A 19339-nucleotide genomic window follows, 5' to 3' on the forward strand; every position below is an offset into this window, starting at 1 on the left:
GTGGGGCGGCGAGGTGCTCGTCGGCGACGCCGCCGCCGTGACGCGCTTCGCCTCGCTGGAGCCGATGCCGCTGCCCGGCGGCGACGCGGCGGTGCGGCAGGTGTGGCGCACCGCGCTCGGCTGGCTCCACCGGAGCGGCGTGTCGCCGGAGGGGCTGGAGTGCTTTCGCCAGCCGCAGTCGGCGCAGGTGCTCGAACTGCTCGAAAAAGGGGTCGGCACGGCGGAAAGCTCCGGCTGCGGGCGACTCTTCGACGCCGTAGCCTCGATCTCCGGCCTACGCCACGAAGCGCACTACGAAGGCCAGGCGGCCATCGAGCTGATGCAGGCCGCAGGCGGACGGCTCGCCGACGCGGGTTACAGCTTCGGCTTCGAGCGCCAGCACGGGCGCTGGCTGATGCTCATTTCGCCGATGCTCCGCGAAATCGCCGCCGCCGTCCGTGCTGGAGCAGGGGCCGCCGAGGTCGCCCAACGCTTCCACCGAACGCTCGTCGGAATGCTTGCGGAAGCAGCGCGCATGGCCAGCCACGAAACCGGCCTGAAAACCGTCGCCCTCAGCGGCGGCGTCTTCCAGAACCAGCTTCTCACCGAAGCCCTTGCGCACAACCTCGAAAGCGACGGCTACAAAGTGCTCATGCACGAGCAAGTCCCCCCGAACGACGGCAGCCTAAGCCTCGGCCAGGCCGCGATAGGGCGAGAGTTTCTTAAAGGGCGGTATATTGGAGTTTGTAATGGATAATGGATAATTGACAATGGATAATGAAAGAAATGGGAAGCAAGAGTGGGGTAAATCGGGTTAAAGAGCTTTCTTTTGAATTTGCGATTCGTATAGTAAAACTCACGCAGTTTCTGGAGCAGGAGAAAAAGGCATATGTTTTGAGCAGGCAACTCCTGAAATCCGGTACTGCAATAGGGGCCCTTGTGCGTGAGGCGGAACATGCTGAAAGCAAGGCTGATTTTATTCATAAAATGGCCATCGCACTTAAAGAGGCCAATGAGACAGACTATTGGGTCGAGCTTCTCTACCAGTCGCAACTCCTTGAAAAGCAAGGCTTTGATTCGATAAAATCGGATATTGTCGAATTGCTGAAACTTCTGACAGCTATTATCAAGTCATCAAAAAGGAATCCACCCGAAAGCAATTGAGTTCAAATCATTATCAATTATCAACTATCCATTATCCATTAATATCATGTGCTTGGCAATCCCCGGAAAACTCATAGAAATCCGCGAAGAGAATGGCCTCAAAATGGGCACGGTGGACATCAGCGGCGCGCTGACGAAAGCGTGCCTTGAGTACGTGCCGGAGATCGCCATCGGTCAGTACACCATCGTCCACGCGGGTTTCGCGCTGAAGATCATCGATGAGGAGGAAGCTGCCGAAAGCCTCAAGCTCTGGGACGAGCTGATGCGCGCGCAGCGCGACGGATGAATTATGAATGTTGAATTATGAATTGAATGTTCCGTAGGGGCAGAACTATGTGTCTGCCCTTTTCCTGCGAAAAAATTTTGATGTGCGCACTGCTTTTTCTCTTGCCCCGACATGTCGGGGGGTCCGACGAAGTCGGGCGAAGAATCCAGAGAGTCTCGTAACATATTTCAATTCAGTCAATTATGGTGATGCCTCGAAGAAACTGGATTCTTCACTTCGTTCAGAATGACAGAACTGAAACGTGCATAATTTATTCAATCCCCCTGACCGCCCATGAAATTCATCGACGAATATCGCGATCCGGCTCGCGCCCGTGCTTTGCTTGACCGCATTCGGCAGGTGGCGCGGCGGGAGTGGACGATCATGGAGATTTGCGGCGGGCAGACCCACTCGATCATGCGCAACGGCATCGACCAGCTTCTGCCGCCGAACGTGCAGCTCGTTCACGGGCCGGGGTGTCCGGTGTGCGTGACGCCGCTGGAGACTATCGAGCGGGCGCTGGCGATTGCCGCTATGCCGGGGGTGATCCTCACGAGTTTCGGCGACATGCTCCGCGTGCCCGGCAGCGAGAAAGACCTCTTCATGGCGCGAAGCGAGGGGGCGGATGTGCGCATCGTCTTTTCGCCGCTCGAAGCGTTGCAGATCGCACGTGACCATCCCGAAAAAGAGGTGGTGTTTCTCGCCGTCGGCTTCGAGACTACCGCTCCGGCCAACGCGATGGCCGTCCGGCAGGCGGCGCGGGAGGGACTCTCGAACTTCAGCGAACTCGTGAGCCAGGTGATGGTGCCTCCGGCCATGCGGGCGATTCTTTCGTCGCCCGGCAACCGGGTGCAGGGGTTCCTCGCCGCCGGGCACGTCTGCGCCATCATGGGGTACGAGGAGTACGAGCCGGTTGCGGCGGAGTTCGGCGTGCCGATTGTGCCCGCCGGGTTCGAGCCGGTCGATCTGCTCGACGGCATCCTCAAGGTGGTCGAGATGCTCGAAGCGGGGCGCAGCGGCGTCGTCAACGCTTACGGGCGCGTGGTGAGTCGCGAGGGCAACCCCGAAGCGCGGCGGGTGATGCAGGAGGTGTTCGAGGTGGCCGACCGCCCGTGGCGCGGCATCGGCATCATTCCGCAAAGCGGCCTCGTGCTGCGCCCAGAGTTCGCCCGCTTCGACGCCGAAAAGCGCTTCAACGTAGGCCACATCGCCCCGCAGGAGTCCCCCCTCTGCCACAGCGGCGAGGTGCTGCAAGGCCACCTCAAACCCTCCGACTGCCCAGCCTTCGGCCACGAATGCACCCCGCAAACCCCGCTTGGCGCAACGATGGTCTCCAGCGAAGGAGCCTGCGCTGCGTATTATCGCTATCACCGCAAAAGCTGATAAAGGAGGATTTTATGGGAAATATTCTGACGAAAGAATTGCTCCTGAGATCGGTGGAGGAATGGAATAAGGCGAGGGATGCAAATCCAGAACTGAAGCCTGACTTGAGTGGGACAGACCTCCACAGGACAGACCTCCGTGGAGTAAATTTCAGGGGCGCTGACCTTCGTGTGACAGACCTCAGCGAAGCTGACCTTCGGTGGGCAGACCTTGGCGATTCAGACCTCCGTGGAGCATATCTCTGTAGGGTAAACTTAAGCGAGGCAAATCTCAGCAAGGTAGATATGAGCTACGTATTTTTCAAAAGAGGGGCCGATGGTGTATTGGGAGGTGTTAAAAAAGATAGGATTTATGGAACTGATCTAACCGGAGCGAACCTTCATGCTGCATTCATGCCCGAAGCTAATCTTAATACGGCTCATCTTCAAGGTGCAGACCTCAGTGATGCACTTCTCAGTGGAGCTAACCTCAGCGGAGTAAACTTTGTAGATGCAGACCTGAACAAAGTGCGCCTTCACGGGGCAGACCTTCAAGGTGCAATCCTCATCCGAACAAAGCTTATAGAGGCAGACCTAAGCTCGGCAGAAATCAAAGGAGCAATCCTCAGCGAAGCAAATTTCAGCAGAGCAGCAGTTGACAATACAACCTTCGGAGCAGTTGATCTCAGCAGTGTTATAGGGCTGGATACTTTACGACACAAAGGCCCATCAACTATCGGAATCGATACCATTTACGCATCGAATGGCAACATACCGGAAGTCTTTCTACGAGGATGTGGTGTGCCGGATAACTTCATCGATTACGCCCGTTCACTGACAGCCAAGGCCTTTGATTACTACTCATGCTTCATCAGCCATAGCACTTCGGATAAGGTTTTTGCGGATCGTCTCCATGCCGACCTTCAGGCTAAAGGTGTTCGGTGCTGGTATGCTCCGCATGACATGGAGGGTGGCGAACATATCGATACCCAGATTGATCGGGCGATAAAAGTCCATGAAAAGGTGCTTCTTGTGCTTTCTGAGAGCAGTATCAACAGCAACTGGGTGAAACGGGAAATCGCCAAAGCGGTCAAGCGTGAAGAAGCCGAAGGCAAACGAGTGCTGTTTCCCATCAGCCTTGTTGAGTTCAGCACACTTGAACAGTGGGAGTTTGTTGACAGCAAGGGCCGGGATTTGTCGGAAGAGATCAGGAAATTCTACATCCCGAACTTCAAGGGATGGGAAAATGACAATTCTCTTTACACGACGGAGTTCGACAAGTTGCTGAAAGCGTTCAAGGATAAAAGCAAACAATAACCGATTCAATCCCATACATCCATGCAACTGAGCTGCCCTTCGCCGATTCTTCGGCATGAAACCGTTCAGATGGCTCATGGCGCGGGCGGTCGCCTCTCGCAGGAGTTGACGGCGCGGGTGTTCATGCCGCATCTCGGCAATCCGGTGCTCGACCAGCTCGACGATCAGGCGCGGTTCGAGGCCGAGCCGGGGCGCATTGCGTTCACTACCGACACCTACGTCGTCTCGCCGATCTTTTTCCCCGGCGGGAACATCGGCGACCTGGCGGTTAACGGCACGGTGAACGACCTCGCCGTCGGCGGCGCGGTGCCGCGCTACCTCAGCGCCGGGTTCGTGCTCGAAGAGGGACTTCCGCTCGCCGACCTCGAACGCATCGTTGCGAGCATGGCCGAAGCTGCGCGGAAGGCCGGGGTGGTGATCGCGTGCGGCGACACCAAGGTGGTGCAGAAAGGGCAGTGCGACCGGATTTTCATCAACACCTCCGGCGTCGGCTTCATCCCGCCGGGGCGCGACGTATCGTGCCGCAACCTCCGGCCCGGCGACGCGGTTATCCTCTCCGGTACCATCGGCGACCACGGCATGGCGATCCTCACCACCCGTGAAGGCCTCTCCTTCCAGAGCCGCATCCAGACCGACTCCGCCGCCCTGAACGGCCTCGTCGCCGAAGTGCTCGGCGCAGCAAACGTCCACGCCATGCGCGACCCCACGCGCGGCGGCGTCGCGGCGACGCTCAACGAGCTGGCGAACTCATCCTCCGTCGGCATCGAACTCGCCGAAGCCGCGATTCCCGTGCGCGAAGAGGTGCGCGGAGCCGCCGAACTCCTCGGCATCGACCCGCTCACCATCGCCAATGAAGGCAAAATGCTCGCCGTCGTTCCCGCCGCCGAAGCCGACTCAGCGCTCGCCGCCATGCGCGCGCACGAGCACGGACGCGACGCCGCGATTATCGGCAAAGTCACCGAAGAGCACCCCGGCATGGTGGTGATGCGCACGCCATTCGGCAGCCGCCGTATTGTCGAAATGCCGCTCGGCGAGCAGTTGCCGCGGATTTGCTGAGAAGAAGAAAAAGACTTCAAAGACAAAGGGACAGCAAGGACAACAATGCCGGGAGAATCGATCTTTTTTTCTTCGTCCCTGAAGTCCTTGCAGTCCCTGTTGTCCTTTCTTTGCGAACCCGCAGGGCTTGTCGATTGTTTGGGAATCGTGCAGGTGCAACGAATGCAAAACGAGAGGAGGATTGTATGGACACGCAGAAACTGAGCGCGGTGGCCTCCGCCATTGTGTCGCACGCAAAGGGAGTTCTTGCGGCTGATGAAAGCTCGCCGACCATCAAAAAACGGTTCGATTCCATCGACGTCGAGTCCACGGAGCCGACCCGTCGGCGGTATCGTGAAATTCTGTTTACGACCGAAGGGATCGAGCAAGAGATCGGGGGCGTCATTCTGTTCGATGAAACTATCCGCCAGTCCACCCTTGACGGCGTTCCTTTCCCGAAATTGCTTGCGGAGCGCGGCATCGTGCCCGGCATCAAGGTGGACAGGGGAGCCAGGGCGCTGGCTTGTTATCCCGGCGAAAAGGTGACCGAGGGGCTGGACGGCTTGCGTGACCGGCTCGTCGAGTACCGGGAGCTTGGGGCCGGATTCGCGAAGTGGCGGGCCGTCATCGAGATCGACGAGCACGATGCGCCGTCGCCGTTCGGCATCCGCGCGAACGCCCACGCGCTGGCGCGTTACGCCGCGCTGTGTCAGGAGGAGGGGCTGGTGCCGATTGTCGAGCCGGAGGTGCTCATGGACGGCGGGCACGGCATCGAGCGCTGCGAGGAGGTGACGTCGAGGGTGCTCGAAGCGGTGTTCAGCGAACTCGACGCGCATCGCGTGCTCTTCGAGGGAATGCTGCTGAAGCCGAACATGGTGATCGCGGGCAAGCAGTGCTTCCGCCAGAACAGCCCGGAGGAGGTTGCCGAAGCCACGATTCGCTGCCTGAACCGTTACGTTCCGGCAGCCGTGCCGGGCATCGTGTTTCTGTCCGGCGGCCAGAAGGCCGAGGAGGCCACCGCCAATCTCAACGCCATGAACAAGATGGGGCGTCGCCCCTGGGAGGTCAGCTTTTCCTACGGACGCGCCCTGCAAGCTCCCGTGCTGGCTGCCTGGAAAGGTCAGGAGAGCAACGTTGCCGCCGCGCAACAGGCGCTGAAGAAACGCGCCCGCCTCAACGGCTTGGCCCGCGAGGGAAAGTATTCGCCAGCGATGGAGGCTGAGGCGTGAAGAGATGAGTGAAGGACAGAAAGGACTTCAGGGACTCAAAGAACTACAATGCCGCGAGCATCGATTTTCTCTCTTTGACTTTTGAGTCCCTGCTGTCCCTGAAGTCCTTTTTATTTTTCCAGCCCATCTCTAACCCTGACGTGCCAAAAAAATACACCATCCTCAGCGGCGGGCCGGTTTGCATCGGGGAAGGGAATATTCTATTTTGAGCGGTGTTACCAGACTTTTCAAACCGAAAGTACAATGCAATGATACGATATATTTCAAGGGTATTTCCCTTTCTGATGGCGCTCGTCATGCTGAGCGGGTGCGGTTACAATACGATTCAGCAGAACGAAGAGGCGGTCAATCGCGCGTGGGGCGACCTCGAATCGCAGCTTCAGCGCCGTTCCGACCTGGTGCCGAACCTCGTCGCCACGGTGAAGGGGGCGGCAAATTTCGAGAAGGAGACGCTTCAGGCGGTCGTCGAGGCCCGCGCCAAGGCGAGCTCCATCCAGCTCACGCCGGAGATGCTCAGCGATCCCGACGCCATGGCGAAGTTCCAGGCGGCGCAGGGCCAGCTCTCATCCTCGCTGTCGCGTCTCCTCGTCACCGTCGAGCGCTATCCCGACCTGAAGGCGACGCAGAATTTCCGCGACTTGCAGGTGCAGCTCGAAGGCACGGAGAACCGTATCAGCGTTGCCCGCCAGCGCTATAACGAAGCGGCGCAGGTTTTCAACACCTCGATCCGCATTTTCCCGAACTCCATCACCAACAGCGTGGCGCTCAAGCTGAAGCCGAAGGCCTACTTCAAGGCGGACGAGGCGGCCAAAGTCGTGCCGCAGGTGAAATTCTGATATGGCTGTTACCCTCAACAGATCACGCTGGCTGCCCTCCGTTCTCTTTGCGCTGGCGCTCCTGCTGGCGAGCGCTCCGCTCATGGCGGCTTTTCCGCCCGTGCCCGCGCTGAAGCAGCGGGTGAACGATTATGCCGGAATGATTTCGCCGCAGGCTCGGCAGCAGATCGAGCAGAAGCTTGCCGCGCTCGAAGCCGAGGACGGCACGCAGATCGCGATGCTCACGGTGCCGTCGCTCGAAGGCGAGCCGATCGAGGAGTTCTCGATCCGGGTCGCCGAGGCGTGGAAGCTCGGCGACGAAAAACGTGATAACGGCGTCTTGCTCATTGTCTCGAAGGGCGACCGCAAGGTGCGCATCGAGGTTGGCTATGGCCTGGAGGGGACGTTGACCGATCTCGAATCGGGCCGGATTATTCGCGGCGTCATCCAGCCTGCGTTCAAAAGCGGGGATTTCGACGCGGGTTTCACCGGCGCGGCTGACGCGCTCGTTGCGGCGGTGAAGGGCGAGTACAAGGCCGAACCCAAAAAGGGTGATAAAGACAAGCCGTCGGCTCTGGTGGTGCTCATCATCCTTGCCGTGCTGTTTTTCTATCTCCGCATGTTCGGCGGTCGCCACCACGGCGGGCCGTTCGTCTCCGGCGGTTTTCCGGGGCCGGGCGGCGGTATCTTCACCTCCGGCGGCGGTGGTGGATTCAGCGGCGGTGGCGGTGGTGGATTCAGCGGCGGTGGCGGGGGTGGATTCAGCGGCGGTGGCGGCGGCTTCGGCGGCGGAGGAGCGTCGGGCGACTGGTAAGGCAACGAACTCCATTCCGGAAAAAAGCATGAAAGAGAAGATCAAGAAGTTTCTGACCGACGAGGAGCGCCGCCGGATCGAACAGAAGGTCAGGGAGGCGGAGGCCTCGACCTCTGGCGAGATCGTGGTGATGGCGGTCGCGGAGAGCAGCAACTACCCCTCGGCGATTTTGGCCGCGAGCGGCGCAATTTCGCTCGTGCTCGCCATCGGCGGTACGATGTTGTACGGCAGCGAGAGCCTGTGGGTTTTTCTCACGTTGTTCGCGCTTTTTTTCATTGCGTCGAACGAAGTGGTCAAGCGCATCCCCGCCCTGAAGCGCCCCTTCGTCAGCCGCGCGGAGATTGCCGAAGAGGTCGAGGAGGCGGCGATTCACTCATTCTACCACCGCAAGGTGCACGAGACGCGCGACCGCACCGGCATTCTCATCTACATCTCGCTCTACGAGCACAGCGTCAAGGTGCTTGCCGACAGCGGCATCGACGCCGTCGTGGGCAAGCAGGTTTGGCAGGAGGTGGTCGATACCATCACGAAAGGCATTCGTGACGGGCGGCAGGGCGAGGCGATCGGCCAGGCCGTCGGAATCTGCGGCAAGCTCTTGAGCCAGCACTTTCCCCGCAAGGCGGACGACACCAACGAGCTTGCCGATTCGGTCATCATCGGCTGAACGAAGGCCGCAATCTCTTGCGCGGCATGGAGAAAAAGGGCTTTGATCTTTTCCGCAAATTGTTTTTTTACAAGACATTCCATCACATTCATTCAATTGGATAAAAGAGATCAATGAAAAAGACAGCGCTCTCAGCCTGGCATGAAGCAGCCGGTGCGAAAATGATCGATTTCGGCGGCTTTCTGATGCCGGTGCAGTACACCGGAATCATCGCCGAACACAAGGCCGTGCGCGAAGCGGCGGGGCTTTTCGATGTGTCGCACATGGGTAATTTCTACGTCAGGGGCGAGCGGGCGCTGGAGTTCCTCCAGTACATGACCACCAACGATCTCGGCAAAGTCGTGGACGGGCAGGCGCAATATACGCTGATGCTCTATCCCGATGGCGGCATCGTTGATGACCTCATCATCTACCGCGTCAGCGCCGACACCTTTTTCCTCATCGTCAACGCGAGCAACTGCGAAAAGGATTTCGACTGGCTTTCGAGCCACGTCGTCGAGTTCGAGGGCGTCTCACTCGAAAATCACACCAGCGAGCTGTCGCTCGTCGCCCTGCAGGGGCCGAAAGCGATGGAGATTCTCGCGCGGGTTTTCCCCGGCGCGGGCATCGACCAGCTCGGTTCGTTCCACTTCATGAAGCTGCCGTTCGAGGGTGCCGAGATCATGGTGGCCCGCACCGGCTACACCGGCGAGGCGGGCGTGGAGATCTGCCTGCCGAACGAAAAGGCCGAGGCGCTCTGGTCGGCGCTGATGGAGGCCGGAAAGAGTGACGGTATCAAGCCCATCGGCCTCGGCGCGCGCGACACGCTGCGGCTCGAAATGGGCTACTCGCTCTACGGCCACGAAATCGAGAAAAATGTCAATCCGCTCGAAGCGCGGCTCAAATGGGTGGTCAAACTCGACAAGCCCAACTTTATCGGCAAGCAGGCGTGCCAGCAGGTCGAGATCGATCCGCGCCGGAGCGTGGCCGGATTCAGCCTCGAAGGCCGCGCCATTCCGCGCCAGCACTTCAAAATCTATAACGCCGATAAGCAGGAGATTGGCGTGGTGTGCAGCGGCACGGTGTCGCCGACCCTTCAGGAACCGATCGGCACGGCGAGCCTCCTCTGCGACTATGCGAAACCCGGCACGCCGATCTTCGTCGAAATTCGGGGAACCATGCAACCCGGCGCGGTCAGGCGGCTGCCGTTCGTGCATGCCGTCCGCCCATGATCTGAAAAGGAGCCGATCTCCCTGTTGAAAAAGAAGATAGACACGCAGGCTTTCCGCAGGGAGAGTCTCGCCACGGAAGCCGGCGGCATCGTGCTGATGCTCGCCGCGCTTTTTTGCATTGCCGCCGTGCTCGGTTTCCATGCCGAAGACGAGCCGTACATCGTGACCTTGCCCTGGTACGAGATTTTTTCGAGCGCGGCCAAAGCTGTCGCCGGGACGATACACAACCCTTTCGGCCTGTTTGGGGCGCGGGTGTCGGTCTTTTTCATCCGGGTGCTGCTCGGCTATCCGTCGGCATTGCCGCTTTTCGGCTTTCTCGCGCTCGGCTGGCGTCTGTTCAGGATGCAGCCCCTCGGCCCGGCGCTCTTCTTTCTGGTTTACACTCTCCTCATGGCGCTCGACCTCTCGGCCATGTTCGGCCTCTCCACGGTGCCGTTTGCCGATCTCATGGCCGGCGCGACCGGGCGGATGATGGCGTCGTTCCTCTCGACCGTCATCGGCTACCCCGGCGCGTGGACTCTCACCGCTGTCATTGGCGTACTTCTGACCTTCTACATGGGCCGCGATTTCATTACGGAGGCGATTGCCGCCGTGAGCGCATTTTTCGCGAAGGTGTCGGCAACCGTGAAGGCGATCAAGGACGAGCGGTCGAGAAAGCGCCGTGAAAAGGAGGAGCGCGAGGTCAGGAAAAAGGCGGCGCGGATGGCTGTCGCCCAGGAAAAGGAGTGGAAAAAGAGGGAGAAGCAGGAGCGCCGCGCCGCGAAAGGGGGGAAGGCTTCGAAGGCCGCTCCATCCGGAAAACCGCCCAAACCTGCGGCTCCCACGAGGGATACGGAGCCAGAACACGCGCCTGAGCCGCCGCCCGCCAGGCTGCCCGCGCCCGAATCCATTGTGATTCCGGCGGAGGTCGAGGAGATCGAAGCGCCGGAACCGGCAATCGTCCGGTCGGAAGAGGGGCCGGATATGATCATCAATCCGGGAGTTCGAGAGGCGGAGGCCGACCTCGACGAGCGGCGGCTCAAGGTCAGGACGCACGATCACGTTCAGTACCGCTTTCCCTCCATCGATCTGTTGCAGCGCCCGAAGGACGAGGACGAGAGCTACGACGAGCGCCACCTGGCCGAAACCAAGGATCGGCTGATCGAAAAGCTCAGGATTTACAAGATCGACGTCATCCGCATCGCCACCACCGTCGGCCCCCGCGTGGCGCTCTTCGAGCTGGAACTCGCGCCGGAGGTGAAGATCAGCCGCATCAAGTCGCTCGAAAACGATCTCGCCATGGCGATGGCCTCCTCGTCGGGCGGCATCCGCATCATCGCGCCCATTCCCGGCAAGAACGCCATCGGCGTCGAAATCCCGATTCGCAAGCCGCGCCCGGTGGTGATGCGCTCGGTGTTGCAGGTCGAGAAATTCAAGAACAACACGATGGCTCTGCCCATCGTCCTCGGCAAGAGCATCTCGAACGAGGTGATTATCGATGACCTGGCCTCGATGCCGCATCTGCTCATCGCGGGCGCGACCGGCGCGGGCAAGTCGGTGGCGATCAACGTGCTGCTCACCAGCCTGCTCTACTCGAAAAAGCCCGACGAGGTGAAGTTCGTCTTGATCGATCCGAAGCGGGTCGAGCTGAAACCGTACAAACTGCTGAAAGATCACTTCCTGCCGAAGATTCCCGGCATGGAGGATCAGATCATCGTCACCGATCCGCAGAAGGCGGTCGCGGCGCTCCGCTCGGTGGTGCGGGAGATGGAGCATCGCTACGAACTGCTCGAAAAGTGCGGCGTACGCAACATCGGCGAGTACAATAAGAAGATGAAGGATGAGGCGATGTTCTACCTCGTCGTTGTCATCGACGAGCTTGCCGACCTGATGATTACGGCGGGCCGCGAGGTGGAGGAGCCGATCACGCGGCTCGCGCAGATGGCCCGTGCGGTCGGCATTCACCTGATCGTGGCCACGCAGCGTCCGTCGGTTGACGTCATCACCGGCATCATCAAGGCCAACTTCCCGTCGCGCATCGCCTTTCAGGTGGCCAGCAAGGTCGATTCGCGCACCATTCTCGACGTGTCGGGCGCGGAGCAGTTGCTGGGCAGCGGTGACATGCTCTTCCAGTCGGCGAAAATGTCCAAGCCGGAGCGCATCCAGTGCCCCTATATTTCGCTCTCGGAGGTCGATGCGATCACCGAGTTTATCGGCGAGCAGCCGCCATTGAAGACCGAGTGCATGCTGCCCGAACCGCCGTGGTCGAACGGCAACGGCTCCTCCTCCGGCTCCGGCCAGGAGCGGGACGCTCGCGACGCCATGTTCGAGGAGGCCGCCCGGCTTGTCGTCATGCACCAGCAGGCCAGCGTTTCGCTGTTGCAGCGCCGCCTGCGGCTCGGCTTCAGCCGCGCCGGACGGGTGATGGACCAGCTCGAACGCAACGGCATCGTCAGCGCCGGAGACGGCAGCAAGCCCCGCGAAGTGCTCGTCAAGAGCGAAGACTCGCTGGAGCTGCTGCTGCGGAATCTGGATTGAAAATCGGGGTGCGGTTTTTTGTCCTATAGGACTTATAGGGCTTAAACCACAAACGGCTGCTCCGGTCAATTTCCGGGCAGCCGTTTTGCTTTTCCGTGCTGTTTAGCTCAGACCGCTTCGACGCGGGCGATTTCGGGGTTGGCTTTCTTGATGGCCTGCTCGACGCCGGCGCGGAGGGTGAGGGTGCTCATCGGGCAGGAGCCGCAAGCGCCGAGGAGCTTCACATCGACCACCATATCCTTGGTGATGCCGACGAGCTGGCAGTCTCCGCCATCGACCTGGAGGTAGGGGCGGACGGTTTCGAGAGCGCTGATGACTTTGTCGTACAGCGGGTCGGTTTTTGGCAGATAATCCTTCATGGTCTGTAAACTTGTTGTTGGTTTTGGATTATGAAAAAAACGGGTTGCTCGTTCGTTTCTGAAATCAGAGCTTAATATAACAACCGGGCCGCAACCCTGAAAAATCCGGTATTGCTCAAGGCTGCGCTCCTCGCCGCCGATTTCAGTTCATCGAACAGTTGGCGTTCAGAATCGATATCTGCCGGGCGATTTCACCGGCGACCTTGCTTGCCGCCACGGAGGTCGGCGCGTCCGGCGCGGCGATGATCGCCGGCGTGCCGACGTCGCCGCCTTCGCGCATCGAGCTGCTGATCGGAATCGAGCCGAGGAAGGCCAGCGCATTGATCCTGGCGAACTTTTCACCGCCCTGGCGTCCGAAGATGTAGTCGCGCGTACCGTCGGGCAGCTCGTACCAGCTCATGTTTTCGACGAGGCCGAGAATCGGCACGCCGACCTTGCGGAACATCGTGACCGCTTTCGAGACGTCGGCGAGCGCCACCTCCTGCGGGGTGGTGACGATGACCGCGCCGCTGATGGCAAGGTTCTGCACGAGGGTGAGCTGGATGTCGCCGGTGCCGGGAGGCAGGTCGAAAATCAGGTAGTCGAGCTCCTGCCAGTCAACGTCGGTGATGAGCTGGCGCATGGCGCTGGAGGCCATCGGGCCACGCCAGATGAGCGCCGTCTCCGGATCGACGAGGAAGCCGATGGACATCATTTTGACGCCGAACTTTTCGATGGGCATGAGCTTCTGGTTCAGCACTTCGGGCTTGACGTTCTGGAGGCCGACCATTGTCGGGATGCTCGGCCCGTAGAGGTCGGCGTCGATCAGGCCGACCTTGGCGCCCGAAGCGGCGAGGCTGACGGCGAGGTTGAGCGAGACGGTCGATTTGCCGACGCCGCCCTTGCCGGAAGCCACGGCGATGATGTTCTTGACGTTCGGCAGATCGATCTTCTGCGGAGCGCCGTGGCCTCCGTGCGCGCCATGATTGCCGTGCCCGTCGTGATTGTCGCGGCCTCCATGTGCGCCGTGGTGGCTGCACGAAGAGGTGACCTTCGAGGTCATGTTGACGTCGATCGCGCCAACCTCCGGAACGGCGGCCTTGATGGCGTCGATGCAGGAGTTTTTGATTTTCTCTTTCATCGGGCAGGCGGGCGTGGTGAGCACCACAGTGAACGAAACGTTGCCCGCCTCATCGACGGCGATGTTCTCGACCATGCCGAGACTCATGAGGTCACGGCCAAGGTCGGGTTCCATCACCGTGCCCAGCGCGGCCTCGATCTGCGATTTCTGTATTGACATAATTGATAATGGATAGTTGATAATGGATTAGTGATTATTACTGTCGGGACCGCTTTTTTTCTTTCTCCCAAAAGTCCCATGAGTCCCATCCGTCCCGATTGGCAAATCCCCAAAACAAAGGCACTCCCTGTTCCCGCGCTCACTTCTTTACAAACCGCATGGTGATCGGGATTCCCGCGAAATCGAAGTTTTCTCGCAGTCGCTTTTCGAGGAAGCGGCGGAAATTGCTTTCGAGCAGCTCCGGGTCGTTGCAGAAAAAAACGAAGACCGGATGGCCTGATTCGATCTGGGTCATGTACTTGATTTTCAGCTCCTTGCCCGATTTGGTGGCCGGGTGGCGCATGGTGAGCGCCTCCTGCAAGAAGCGGTTCAGGTTGCTGGTGCTGATCTTCTGCCGACGGTTCAGCGCGATCTCGGCCGCCGTGTCGATGGCGCGGTAGCAGTTTTTTTTGGTCAGGGCCGAGGTGAAGAGCACCGGAATATAGCCGATGTTGCCGAGCTGGTTTTGCAGGTTGTCCGTGAACGCCTTGCTGGTTTTGGAATCCTTCTCGACCAGATCCCACTTGTTGACCAGAATCAGCACCCCTTTTTTGCGTTCGATGGCCATGTGGATGATCTTCATGTCCTGGCTTTCGAGGCCGAGCCGGGCGTCGAGCAGCACCAGCGCCACGTCGCAGCGCTCGATGGCGCGTGCGGTCCTGATCGAGCTGTAGAACTCGATGCCGGCGTCGATCTTGGTGCGCTTGCGCAGGCCCGCCGTGTCGATGAGCGTATATTCCTCGCCGTTGCGCTTCAGGACGGAGTCGATGGCGTCGCGCGTCGTGCCGGGCACGTCCGAAACGATCTGGCGTTCCGCGCCGAGGAGGGCGTTGACCATGCTCGATTTGCCGACGTTCGGGCGTCCGAGCACGGCGAGCTTGATCGAATCGTCCTCTTCAGGCTCTTCGCCCTCCGGGCAGGGCAGGGTCGCGAGCACATCATCGAGCATATCGGCCACGCCCGCGCCGTCGCGCGCCGAGATGAAATAGGGTTCGGTAAAGCCGCTCCTGACCAGCGACTGCGCTTCGAGCGCGACCTGTGGATTGTCCACCTTGTTGGCCACGAAAAAGATTTTCTTGTCCTTGAAGGTCTTCTGAAGGATTTTCGTGATGTCGAGGTCGAGATAGGTCAGACCCGCGCGAGCATCCACCATGAAGATGATCGCGTCGGCATCCTCGAAGGCGCGCAAGGTCTGTTCGAGCATGGACACGCTGAGCGAGTCGTTTTCGGGCGCGTAACCGCCGGTGTCCATGAGCAAAAACTGCTTGCCCAGCCACTCGCCGGGGCTGATGTGGCGGTCTCTGGTCACGCCCGGCGTGGGATCGACGATGGCGCTTTTCTGCCTGAGAATGCGGTTGAAGAGGGTCGATTTGCCCACATTCGGGCGACCTACCAAGGCGATCAGTGGTTTCATGAGTCAGCGGCGTGGGAGCGAATTGACGTACGCTTCCGGTTAGATTATTTCTTGCAAAGAGAACAAGGTAATAGTTTGTAGAATTAAACGGAATAAATTACATTGTTCGACCTTATTTTTCGGAATAGACCAGATAATCAAAGAGAAGCATGAGCAAGACGTTAAGCTTTAAAACATACTCAGCCAAACCGGGCGAGGTGGAACGGACATGGTATGTCATCGATGCGGAGAACCAGGTGCTTGGCAGGATGGCCGCCCAGATCGCCAATGTTCTGAGGGGAAAGCACAAACCGCAGTTCACCCCCCATGTCGATACCGGTGATTTCGTGGTCGTGACCAATGCAGGCAAAGTTGCGCTGAGCGGTAAGAAACACGACGACAAGACCTACTTCTCGCACTCCCACTATCCCGGCGGCGTCAGGATCGACAGCGTGAAAGACCTCCTCCAGAAAAAGCCGGAAAAGGTGATCGAACACGCCGTATGGGGTATGCTTCCGCATAACAATCTCGGCCGCCAGCTCTTCAAGAAGCTGAAAGTCTATGCCGGGCCAGAGCATCCGCATACCGCTCAGATGCCGGTGGAAATGAAAGTCAATCAATAAATCTAACGTATAGTGATGAAAGAGGTTATCGATACCGTAGGTCGCCGAAAAACTTCCGTTGCGCGTGTGTTTATGTCGCCGGGCAAGGGCAAGATCGTGGTCAACAAGCTGCCGGTTGAAGAGTATTTCAAGGATGAGTTCAAGCGCAGCCAGGCGCTCAAGCCGCTGGCTGCCGCTGAAAAGCAGGAAGAGTTCGATATCAAAATCAACGTGCAGGGCGGCGGTCTCACCGGCCAGTCCGGCGCGGTGTGCCTGGCTATCGCAAGGGCGCTGGTCGAGTTCGACGAGTCCATTCGCCCTATGCTCAGGGCCGATCGTCTGCTCACCCGTGATCCCCGCATGGTCGAGCGGAAAAAATATGGCAAGAAAAAGGCCCGCAAATCCTTCCAGTTCTCGAAGCGCTGATTTTTTCGTAGCAACAAACAACTCACATACCCTGCCATTCCGGCTTGCCGGATAAACCCCAAGGGAGGTGTCTCGGATGTAATTTCGGGATCCCGATGCGGCGGCAGGGTAGAGGAACAACTCAACAAAGGAGACATCATGTCAACAAAATTCCAGCTCGAAGAGATGCTTCGCGCAGGCGTGCACTTCGGTCACCTCGCCCGCCGATGGAGCCCAAAAATGAAGCCGTATATCTTCATGGAGAAGAACGGCGTTCACATCATCGACCTCAAAAAGACCGTCGTCATGGCTGACGAAGCGTTCAAAGCCATCGAGGCCATCGCTTCGACCGGCCGCGAAATCATGCTGGTCGGCACCAAGAAACAGGCCAAGGTCATCATCGCCGAACAGGCCGAACGCGCCGGTATGCCGTACGTTTGCGAGCGCTGGCTCGGCGGTATGCTGACCAACTTCTCGACCATCCGCCAGAGCATCCGCCGAATGAACGCCATCGACCGCATGGAGACCGACGGTACCTTCGACATGATTACCAAGAAAGAACGGCTCATGCTGCTCCGCGAAAAGGACAAGCTCGTGCGCATCCTCGGCGGTATCTCCAACATGAACCGCCTGCCCGCCGCGCTGTTCGTGGTCGATATCAAAAAAGAGCACATCGCCATCAAGGAGGCTCGTTCGCTCAATATTCCGATCTTTGCGATGGTCGATACCAATTGCGACCCCGACGAGGTCGATTATGTCATTCCGGCCAACGATGACGCTATCCGCTCCATCGATCTGATGGTCAAGGCGGTTGCCGACACCATCCTCGAAGCTCGCGCCTTGCAGGTCGAGCAGGAAGTTCTCGTCGAGATGGACGAACAGGCCGAAGAAGAGTCGGCCAACGACTGATCTTAACGCTACCGGGACGAGGCCGGAACCCCACTGTTACAGCCTCGTTTTCCGCAACATTCACGATTCAATTCCTATAGAAATATTATGAGTCAGATTTCCGCCAAAGACGTCAAGGAACTCAGGGATACCACCGGCGTCGGCATGATGGAGTGCAAGAAAGCTCTCGAAGAGACCGGGGGTGATATGCAGAAAGCCATCGAATATCTTCGCAAAAAGGGCGCGGCGATGGCTGCCAAGCGCGCTGATCGCGAAGCCTCCGAAGGCGCGGTCTGCATTCTGATGAGCGACGACCAGAAGCAGGGCGTGATTCTCGAACTCAACTGCGAGACCGATTTCGTGGCTCGCGGCGAGGTGTTCACCGGCTTTGCCAACGAGCTCGCCACGCTGGCTCTTGCCAATAATTGCGAGTCGAGAGAGGATTTGCTCGGCATCAACCTCGGCGAAGCGTACGGCAACGAAACCGTCGAAGAGGCGCTCAAGTCGATGACCGGCAAGGTTGGCGAAAAGCTCGAACTCAAGCGCATGGCCCAGCTCACCGCTGAAGCGGGCGTGCTCGAAAGCTACATTCACCCTGGTTCGCAGCTCGGCGCTTTGATCTCGGTCGATACCGACAAGCCGGAAGAGACCAAGTCGCTGGCCAGAGACCTCGCCATGCAGGTGGCCGCCGCTTCGCCGATTGTCGTGGGCCGGGACGGAGTGCCGTCGGAGCTTATCGAAAAGGAGAAAGAGATTTACCGTCAGCAGGCGCTTGCCGAGGGAAAGAAAGAGGAGTTCGTTGACAAGATCGTCATGGGCCGTCTCAACAAGTACTACCAGGAGGTGGTGCTGACCGAGCAGACCTTCATCAAAGATCAGAACGCCCGCGTCTCCGGAGTGCTCGATGACTTCATGAAGAAGAACCAGGCGCAAGTCAAGGTCAAAGCCTTTGTCAGGTATCAGTTAGGAGCCTGAAACTGAAAAAAGCCTCGTTGATGCGAGGCTTTTTTTTTGCTTATTTGAAAGAAAAGGCACCTCTAAAAAGCGTCATGAGCGCCATGAGTGCAAGGTGGATGGAGCGCAGAAACCGGAATGTTCTTTTGTCCATGAGGATTTTGAGCACCACCCAACGCAGCAATCAGGGGGCGCGGCAGGTTTGTAGAGATGCCTTGAATACCCTACCCAATCCGTCGCACAAGTCAAATAGAAACAAGGAGAACCAGCCATGCTAAAATACCGGAGAATATTGCTCAAGATCAGTGGTGAATCGCTTGCCGGAGAGAGCGGATATGGCATCGATGCCGGTGTTCTGGAAAGCTTTGCCGACGACATCAAGGAGGCCATCGATCTCGGTGCCGAGATCGCGCTGGTGATTGGCGGCGGCAATATTTTCCGGGGCCTGTCCAAAGCCGCGGCCTCGATGGATCGCGTGCAGGCCGATTACATGGGAATGCTCGCCACGGTCATCAACTCGCTGGCGTTGCAGGATGCGCTTGAGCGCAAGGGCATCTACACCCGCCTGGTGACCGCCATCAAAATGGAGCAGATCGCCGAGCCGTTCATCCGCCGCCGCGCGGTGCGCCACCTCGAAAAAGGGCGCGTCGTCATCTTCGGCGCAGGCACCGGCAACCCCTACTTCACCACCGATACCGCCGCCTCGCTCCGCGCCATCGAAATCGAGGCCGACGTCATCGTCAAGGGTACCAGAGTCGAGGGGGTTTACGATTCCGATCCCGAAAAGAATCCCGACGCGGAGTTCTTCCCCAACATCTCCTACGTCGATGTGATCCGCAAAAACCTCAGGGTGATGGATATGACCGCCATCACGCTCTGCCGCGAAAACACCCTGCCAATCGTGGTGATGAACATGAACACCAAGGGAAACTTCACCCGTCTGCTCAAAGGCGAACCAATCGGTACGCTCGTGCACGTGGGTGATGAATGATGAATTATGAATGTTGAATGATGAATTGCAAGAGGGGCGAGCGGGAAGGTTCGCCCTT

The 19339-nt window shown here is 58.9% G+C and carries 19 protein-coding genes and 1 pseudogene; 17 read left to right on the forward strand and 3 right to left on the reverse strand.

Annotation, left to right across the window (positions count from 1 at the left end; genetic code table 11):
* From EST62_RS09570 to EST62_RS09625, 12 genes and pseudogenes are all read left to right on the forward strand, one after another.
* Positions 1-736: pseudogene (locus tag EST62_RS09570) on the forward strand (carbamoyltransferase HypF); the annotation flags it as partial.
* Positions 737-756: 20 nt separating this feature from the next.
* Positions 757-1143, forward strand: a complete 387-nt coding sequence (locus EST62_RS09575; protein ID WP_245153582.1) for a four helix bundle protein — start codon at positions 757-759, stop codon at positions 1141-1143.
* Between the two features lie 46 nt (positions 1144-1189).
* Positions 1190-1429, forward strand: coding sequence for a HypC/HybG/HupF family hydrogenase formation chaperone (locus tag EST62_RS09580; RefSeq protein ID WP_167599284.1), 240 nt, complete (start codon positions 1190-1192; stop codon positions 1427-1429).
* Between the two features lie 273 nt (positions 1430-1702).
* Positions 1703-2791, forward strand: a complete 1089-nt coding sequence (gene hypD, locus EST62_RS09585; protein ID WP_129051868.1) for a hydrogenase formation protein HypD — start codon at positions 1703-1705, stop codon at positions 2789-2791.
* A 14-nt stretch (positions 2792-2805) separates the two neighbouring features.
* Positions 2806-4086, forward strand: a complete 1281-nt coding sequence (locus tag EST62_RS09590) for a toll/interleukin-1 receptor domain-containing protein (protein WP_167599285.1) — start codon at positions 2806-2808, stop codon at positions 4084-4086.
* A gap of 21 nt (positions 4087-4107) precedes the next feature.
* Complete coding sequence (gene hypE, locus EST62_RS09595; RefSeq protein ID WP_129051870.1) at positions 4108-5142, forward strand: hydrogenase expression/formation protein HypE; 1035 nt, start codon at positions 4108-4110, stop codon at positions 5140-5142.
* Positions 5143-5327: 185 nt separating this feature from the next.
* Positions 5328-6350, forward strand: coding sequence for a class I fructose-bisphosphate aldolase (locus tag EST62_RS09600; protein WP_129051871.1), 1023 nt, complete (start codon positions 5328-5330; stop codon positions 6348-6350).
* A gap of 248 nt (positions 6351-6598) precedes the next feature.
* Complete coding sequence (locus EST62_RS09605; protein WP_129051872.1) at positions 6599-7186, forward strand: LemA family protein; 588 nt, start codon at positions 6599-6601, stop codon at positions 7184-7186.
* Between the two features lies 1 nt (position 7187).
* Positions 7188-7979: a YgcG family protein gene (locus EST62_RS09610; RefSeq protein ID WP_129051873.1), complete on the forward strand. Its 792-nt coding sequence runs from the start codon at positions 7188-7190 to the stop codon at positions 7977-7979.
* A gap of 28 nt (positions 7980-8007) precedes the next feature.
* A complete protein-coding gene (locus EST62_RS09615; RefSeq protein WP_129051874.1) occupies positions 8008-8643 on the forward strand; it encodes a TPM domain-containing protein in 636 nt (211 codons plus the stop codon).
* A 113-nt stretch (positions 8644-8756) separates the two neighbouring features.
* A complete protein-coding gene (gcvT, locus tag EST62_RS09620) occupies positions 8757-9854 on the forward strand; it encodes a glycine cleavage system aminomethyltransferase GcvT (RefSeq protein ID WP_129051875.1) in 1098 nt (365 codons plus the stop codon).
* Between the two features lie 15 nt (positions 9855-9869).
* A complete protein-coding gene (locus EST62_RS09625; RefSeq protein WP_371414692.1) occupies positions 9870-12371 on the forward strand; it encodes a DNA translocase FtsK in 2502 nt (833 codons plus the stop codon).
* A 107-nt stretch (positions 12372-12478) separates the two neighbouring features.
* On the opposite strand, the gene EST62_RS09630 is transcribed toward EST62_RS09625, so the two are convergent.
* From EST62_RS09630 to der, 3 genes are all read right to left on the reverse strand, one after another.
* Positions 12479-12730, reverse strand: a complete 252-nt coding sequence (locus EST62_RS09630) for a NifU family protein (RefSeq protein WP_129051876.1) — start codon at positions 12728-12730, stop codon at positions 12479-12481.
* 142 nt (positions 12731-12872) lie between these two features.
* Positions 12873-14012, reverse strand: a complete 1140-nt coding sequence (locus tag EST62_RS09635) for an Mrp/NBP35 family ATP-binding protein (RefSeq protein WP_129051877.1) — start codon at positions 14010-14012, stop codon at positions 12873-12875.
* Positions 14013-14148: 136 nt separating this feature from the next.
* On the reverse strand, positions 14149-15462 hold the full coding sequence (gene der, locus EST62_RS09640; RefSeq protein WP_129051878.1) for a ribosome biogenesis GTPase Der: 1314 nt from the start codon (positions 15460-15462) through the stop codon (positions 14149-14151).
* A gap of 149 nt (positions 15463-15611) precedes the next feature.
* Here der and rplM point away from each other — a divergent pair, with 149 nt between their 5' ends.
* From rplM to pyrH, 5 genes are all read left to right on the forward strand, one after another.
* On the forward strand, positions 15612-16064 hold the full coding sequence (gene rplM, locus EST62_RS09645; RefSeq protein WP_129051879.1) for a 50S ribosomal protein L13: 453 nt from the start codon (positions 15612-15614) through the stop codon (positions 16062-16064).
* A gap of 15 nt (positions 16065-16079) precedes the next feature.
* Positions 16080-16469, forward strand: a complete 390-nt coding sequence (gene rpsI, locus EST62_RS09650; RefSeq protein WP_129051937.1) for a 30S ribosomal protein S9 — start codon at positions 16080-16082, stop codon at positions 16467-16469.
* Between the two features lie 138 nt (positions 16470-16607).
* Positions 16608-17357, forward strand: coding sequence for a 30S ribosomal protein S2 (rpsB, locus tag EST62_RS09655; protein ID WP_129051880.1), 750 nt, complete (start codon positions 16608-16610; stop codon positions 17355-17357).
* A gap of 87 nt (positions 17358-17444) precedes the next feature.
* Complete coding sequence (gene tsf / locus EST62_RS09660) at positions 17445-18311, forward strand: translation elongation factor Ts (RefSeq protein WP_129051881.1); 867 nt, start codon at positions 17445-17447, stop codon at positions 18309-18311.
* Between the two features lie 250 nt (positions 18312-18561).
* Positions 18562-19281 carry a UMP kinase gene (gene pyrH, locus EST62_RS09665; RefSeq protein WP_129051882.1) on the forward strand — a complete coding sequence of 240 codons (720 nt, stop codon included), beginning with the start codon at positions 18562-18564 and terminating at the stop codon, positions 19279-19281.
* The last annotated feature ends 58 nt before the right edge of the window (positions 19282-19339 follow it).

Origin of the sequence: Chlorobaculum sp. 24CR, assembly GCF_004118635.1 — a bacterium.
GTDB lineage: Bacteria > Bacteroidota > Chlorobiia > Chlorobiales > Chlorobiaceae > Chlorobaculum.

Bases quoted from the DNA above. Each gene is read 5' to 3' on its own strand.
- hypD (WP_129051868.1), top strand. From the start codon at position 1,703: ATGAAATTCATCGACGAATATCGCGATCCGGCTCGCGCCCGTGCTTTG.
- EST62_RS09575 (WP_245153582.1), top strand. From the start codon at position 757: ATGAAAGAAATGGGAAGCAAGAGTGGGGTAAATCGGGTTAAAGAGCTT.
- rpsB (WP_129051880.1), top strand. From the start codon at position 16,608: ATGTCAACAAAATTCCAGCTCGAAGAGATGCTTCGCGCAGGCGTGCAC.
- EST62_RS09630 (WP_129051876.1), bottom strand. From the start codon at position 12,730: ATGAAGGATTATCTGCCAAAAACCGACCCGCTGTACGACAAAGTCATC.
- pyrH (WP_129051882.1), top strand. From the start codon at position 18,562: ATGCTAAAATACCGGAGAATATTGCTCAAGATCAGTGGTGAATCGCTT.
- der (WP_129051878.1), bottom strand. From the start codon at position 15,462: ATGAAACCACTGATCGCCTTGGTAGGTCGCCCGAATGTGGGCAAATCG.
- EST62_RS09615 (WP_129051874.1), top strand. From the start codon at position 8,008: ATGAAAGAGAAGATCAAGAAGTTTCTGACCGACGAGGAGCGCCGCCGG.
- EST62_RS09605 (WP_129051872.1), top strand. From the start codon at position 6,599: ATGATACGATATATTTCAAGGGTATTTCCCTTTCTGATGGCGCTCGTC.
- rpsI (WP_129051937.1), top strand. From the start codon at position 16,080: ATGAAAGAGGTTATCGATACCGTAGGTCGCCGAAAAACTTCCGTTGCG.
- hypE (WP_129051870.1), top strand. From the start codon at position 4,108: ATGCAACTGAGCTGCCCTTCGCCGATTCTTCGGCATGAAACCGTTCAG.
- EST62_RS09580 (WP_167599284.1), top strand. From the start codon at position 1,190: ATGTGCTTGGCAATCCCCGGAAAACTCATAGAAATCCGCGAAGAGAAT.
- rplM (WP_129051879.1), top strand. From the start codon at position 15,612: ATGAGCAAGACGTTAAGCTTTAAAACATACTCAGCCAAACCGGGCGAG.
- EST62_RS09610 (WP_129051873.1), top strand. From the start codon at position 7,188: ATGGCTGTTACCCTCAACAGATCACGCTGGCTGCCCTCCGTTCTCTTT.
- EST62_RS09600 (WP_129051871.1), top strand. From the start codon at position 5,328: ATGGACACGCAGAAACTGAGCGCGGTGGCCTCCGCCATTGTGTCGCAC.
- gcvT (WP_129051875.1), top strand. From the start codon at position 8,757: ATGAAAAAGACAGCGCTCTCAGCCTGGCATGAAGCAGCCGGTGCGAAA.
- EST62_RS09590 (WP_167599285.1), top strand. From the start codon at position 2,806: ATGGGAAATATTCTGACGAAAGAATTGCTCCTGAGATCGGTGGAGGAA.
- tsf (WP_129051881.1), top strand. From the start codon at position 17,445: ATGAGTCAGATTTCCGCCAAAGACGTCAAGGAACTCAGGGATACCACC.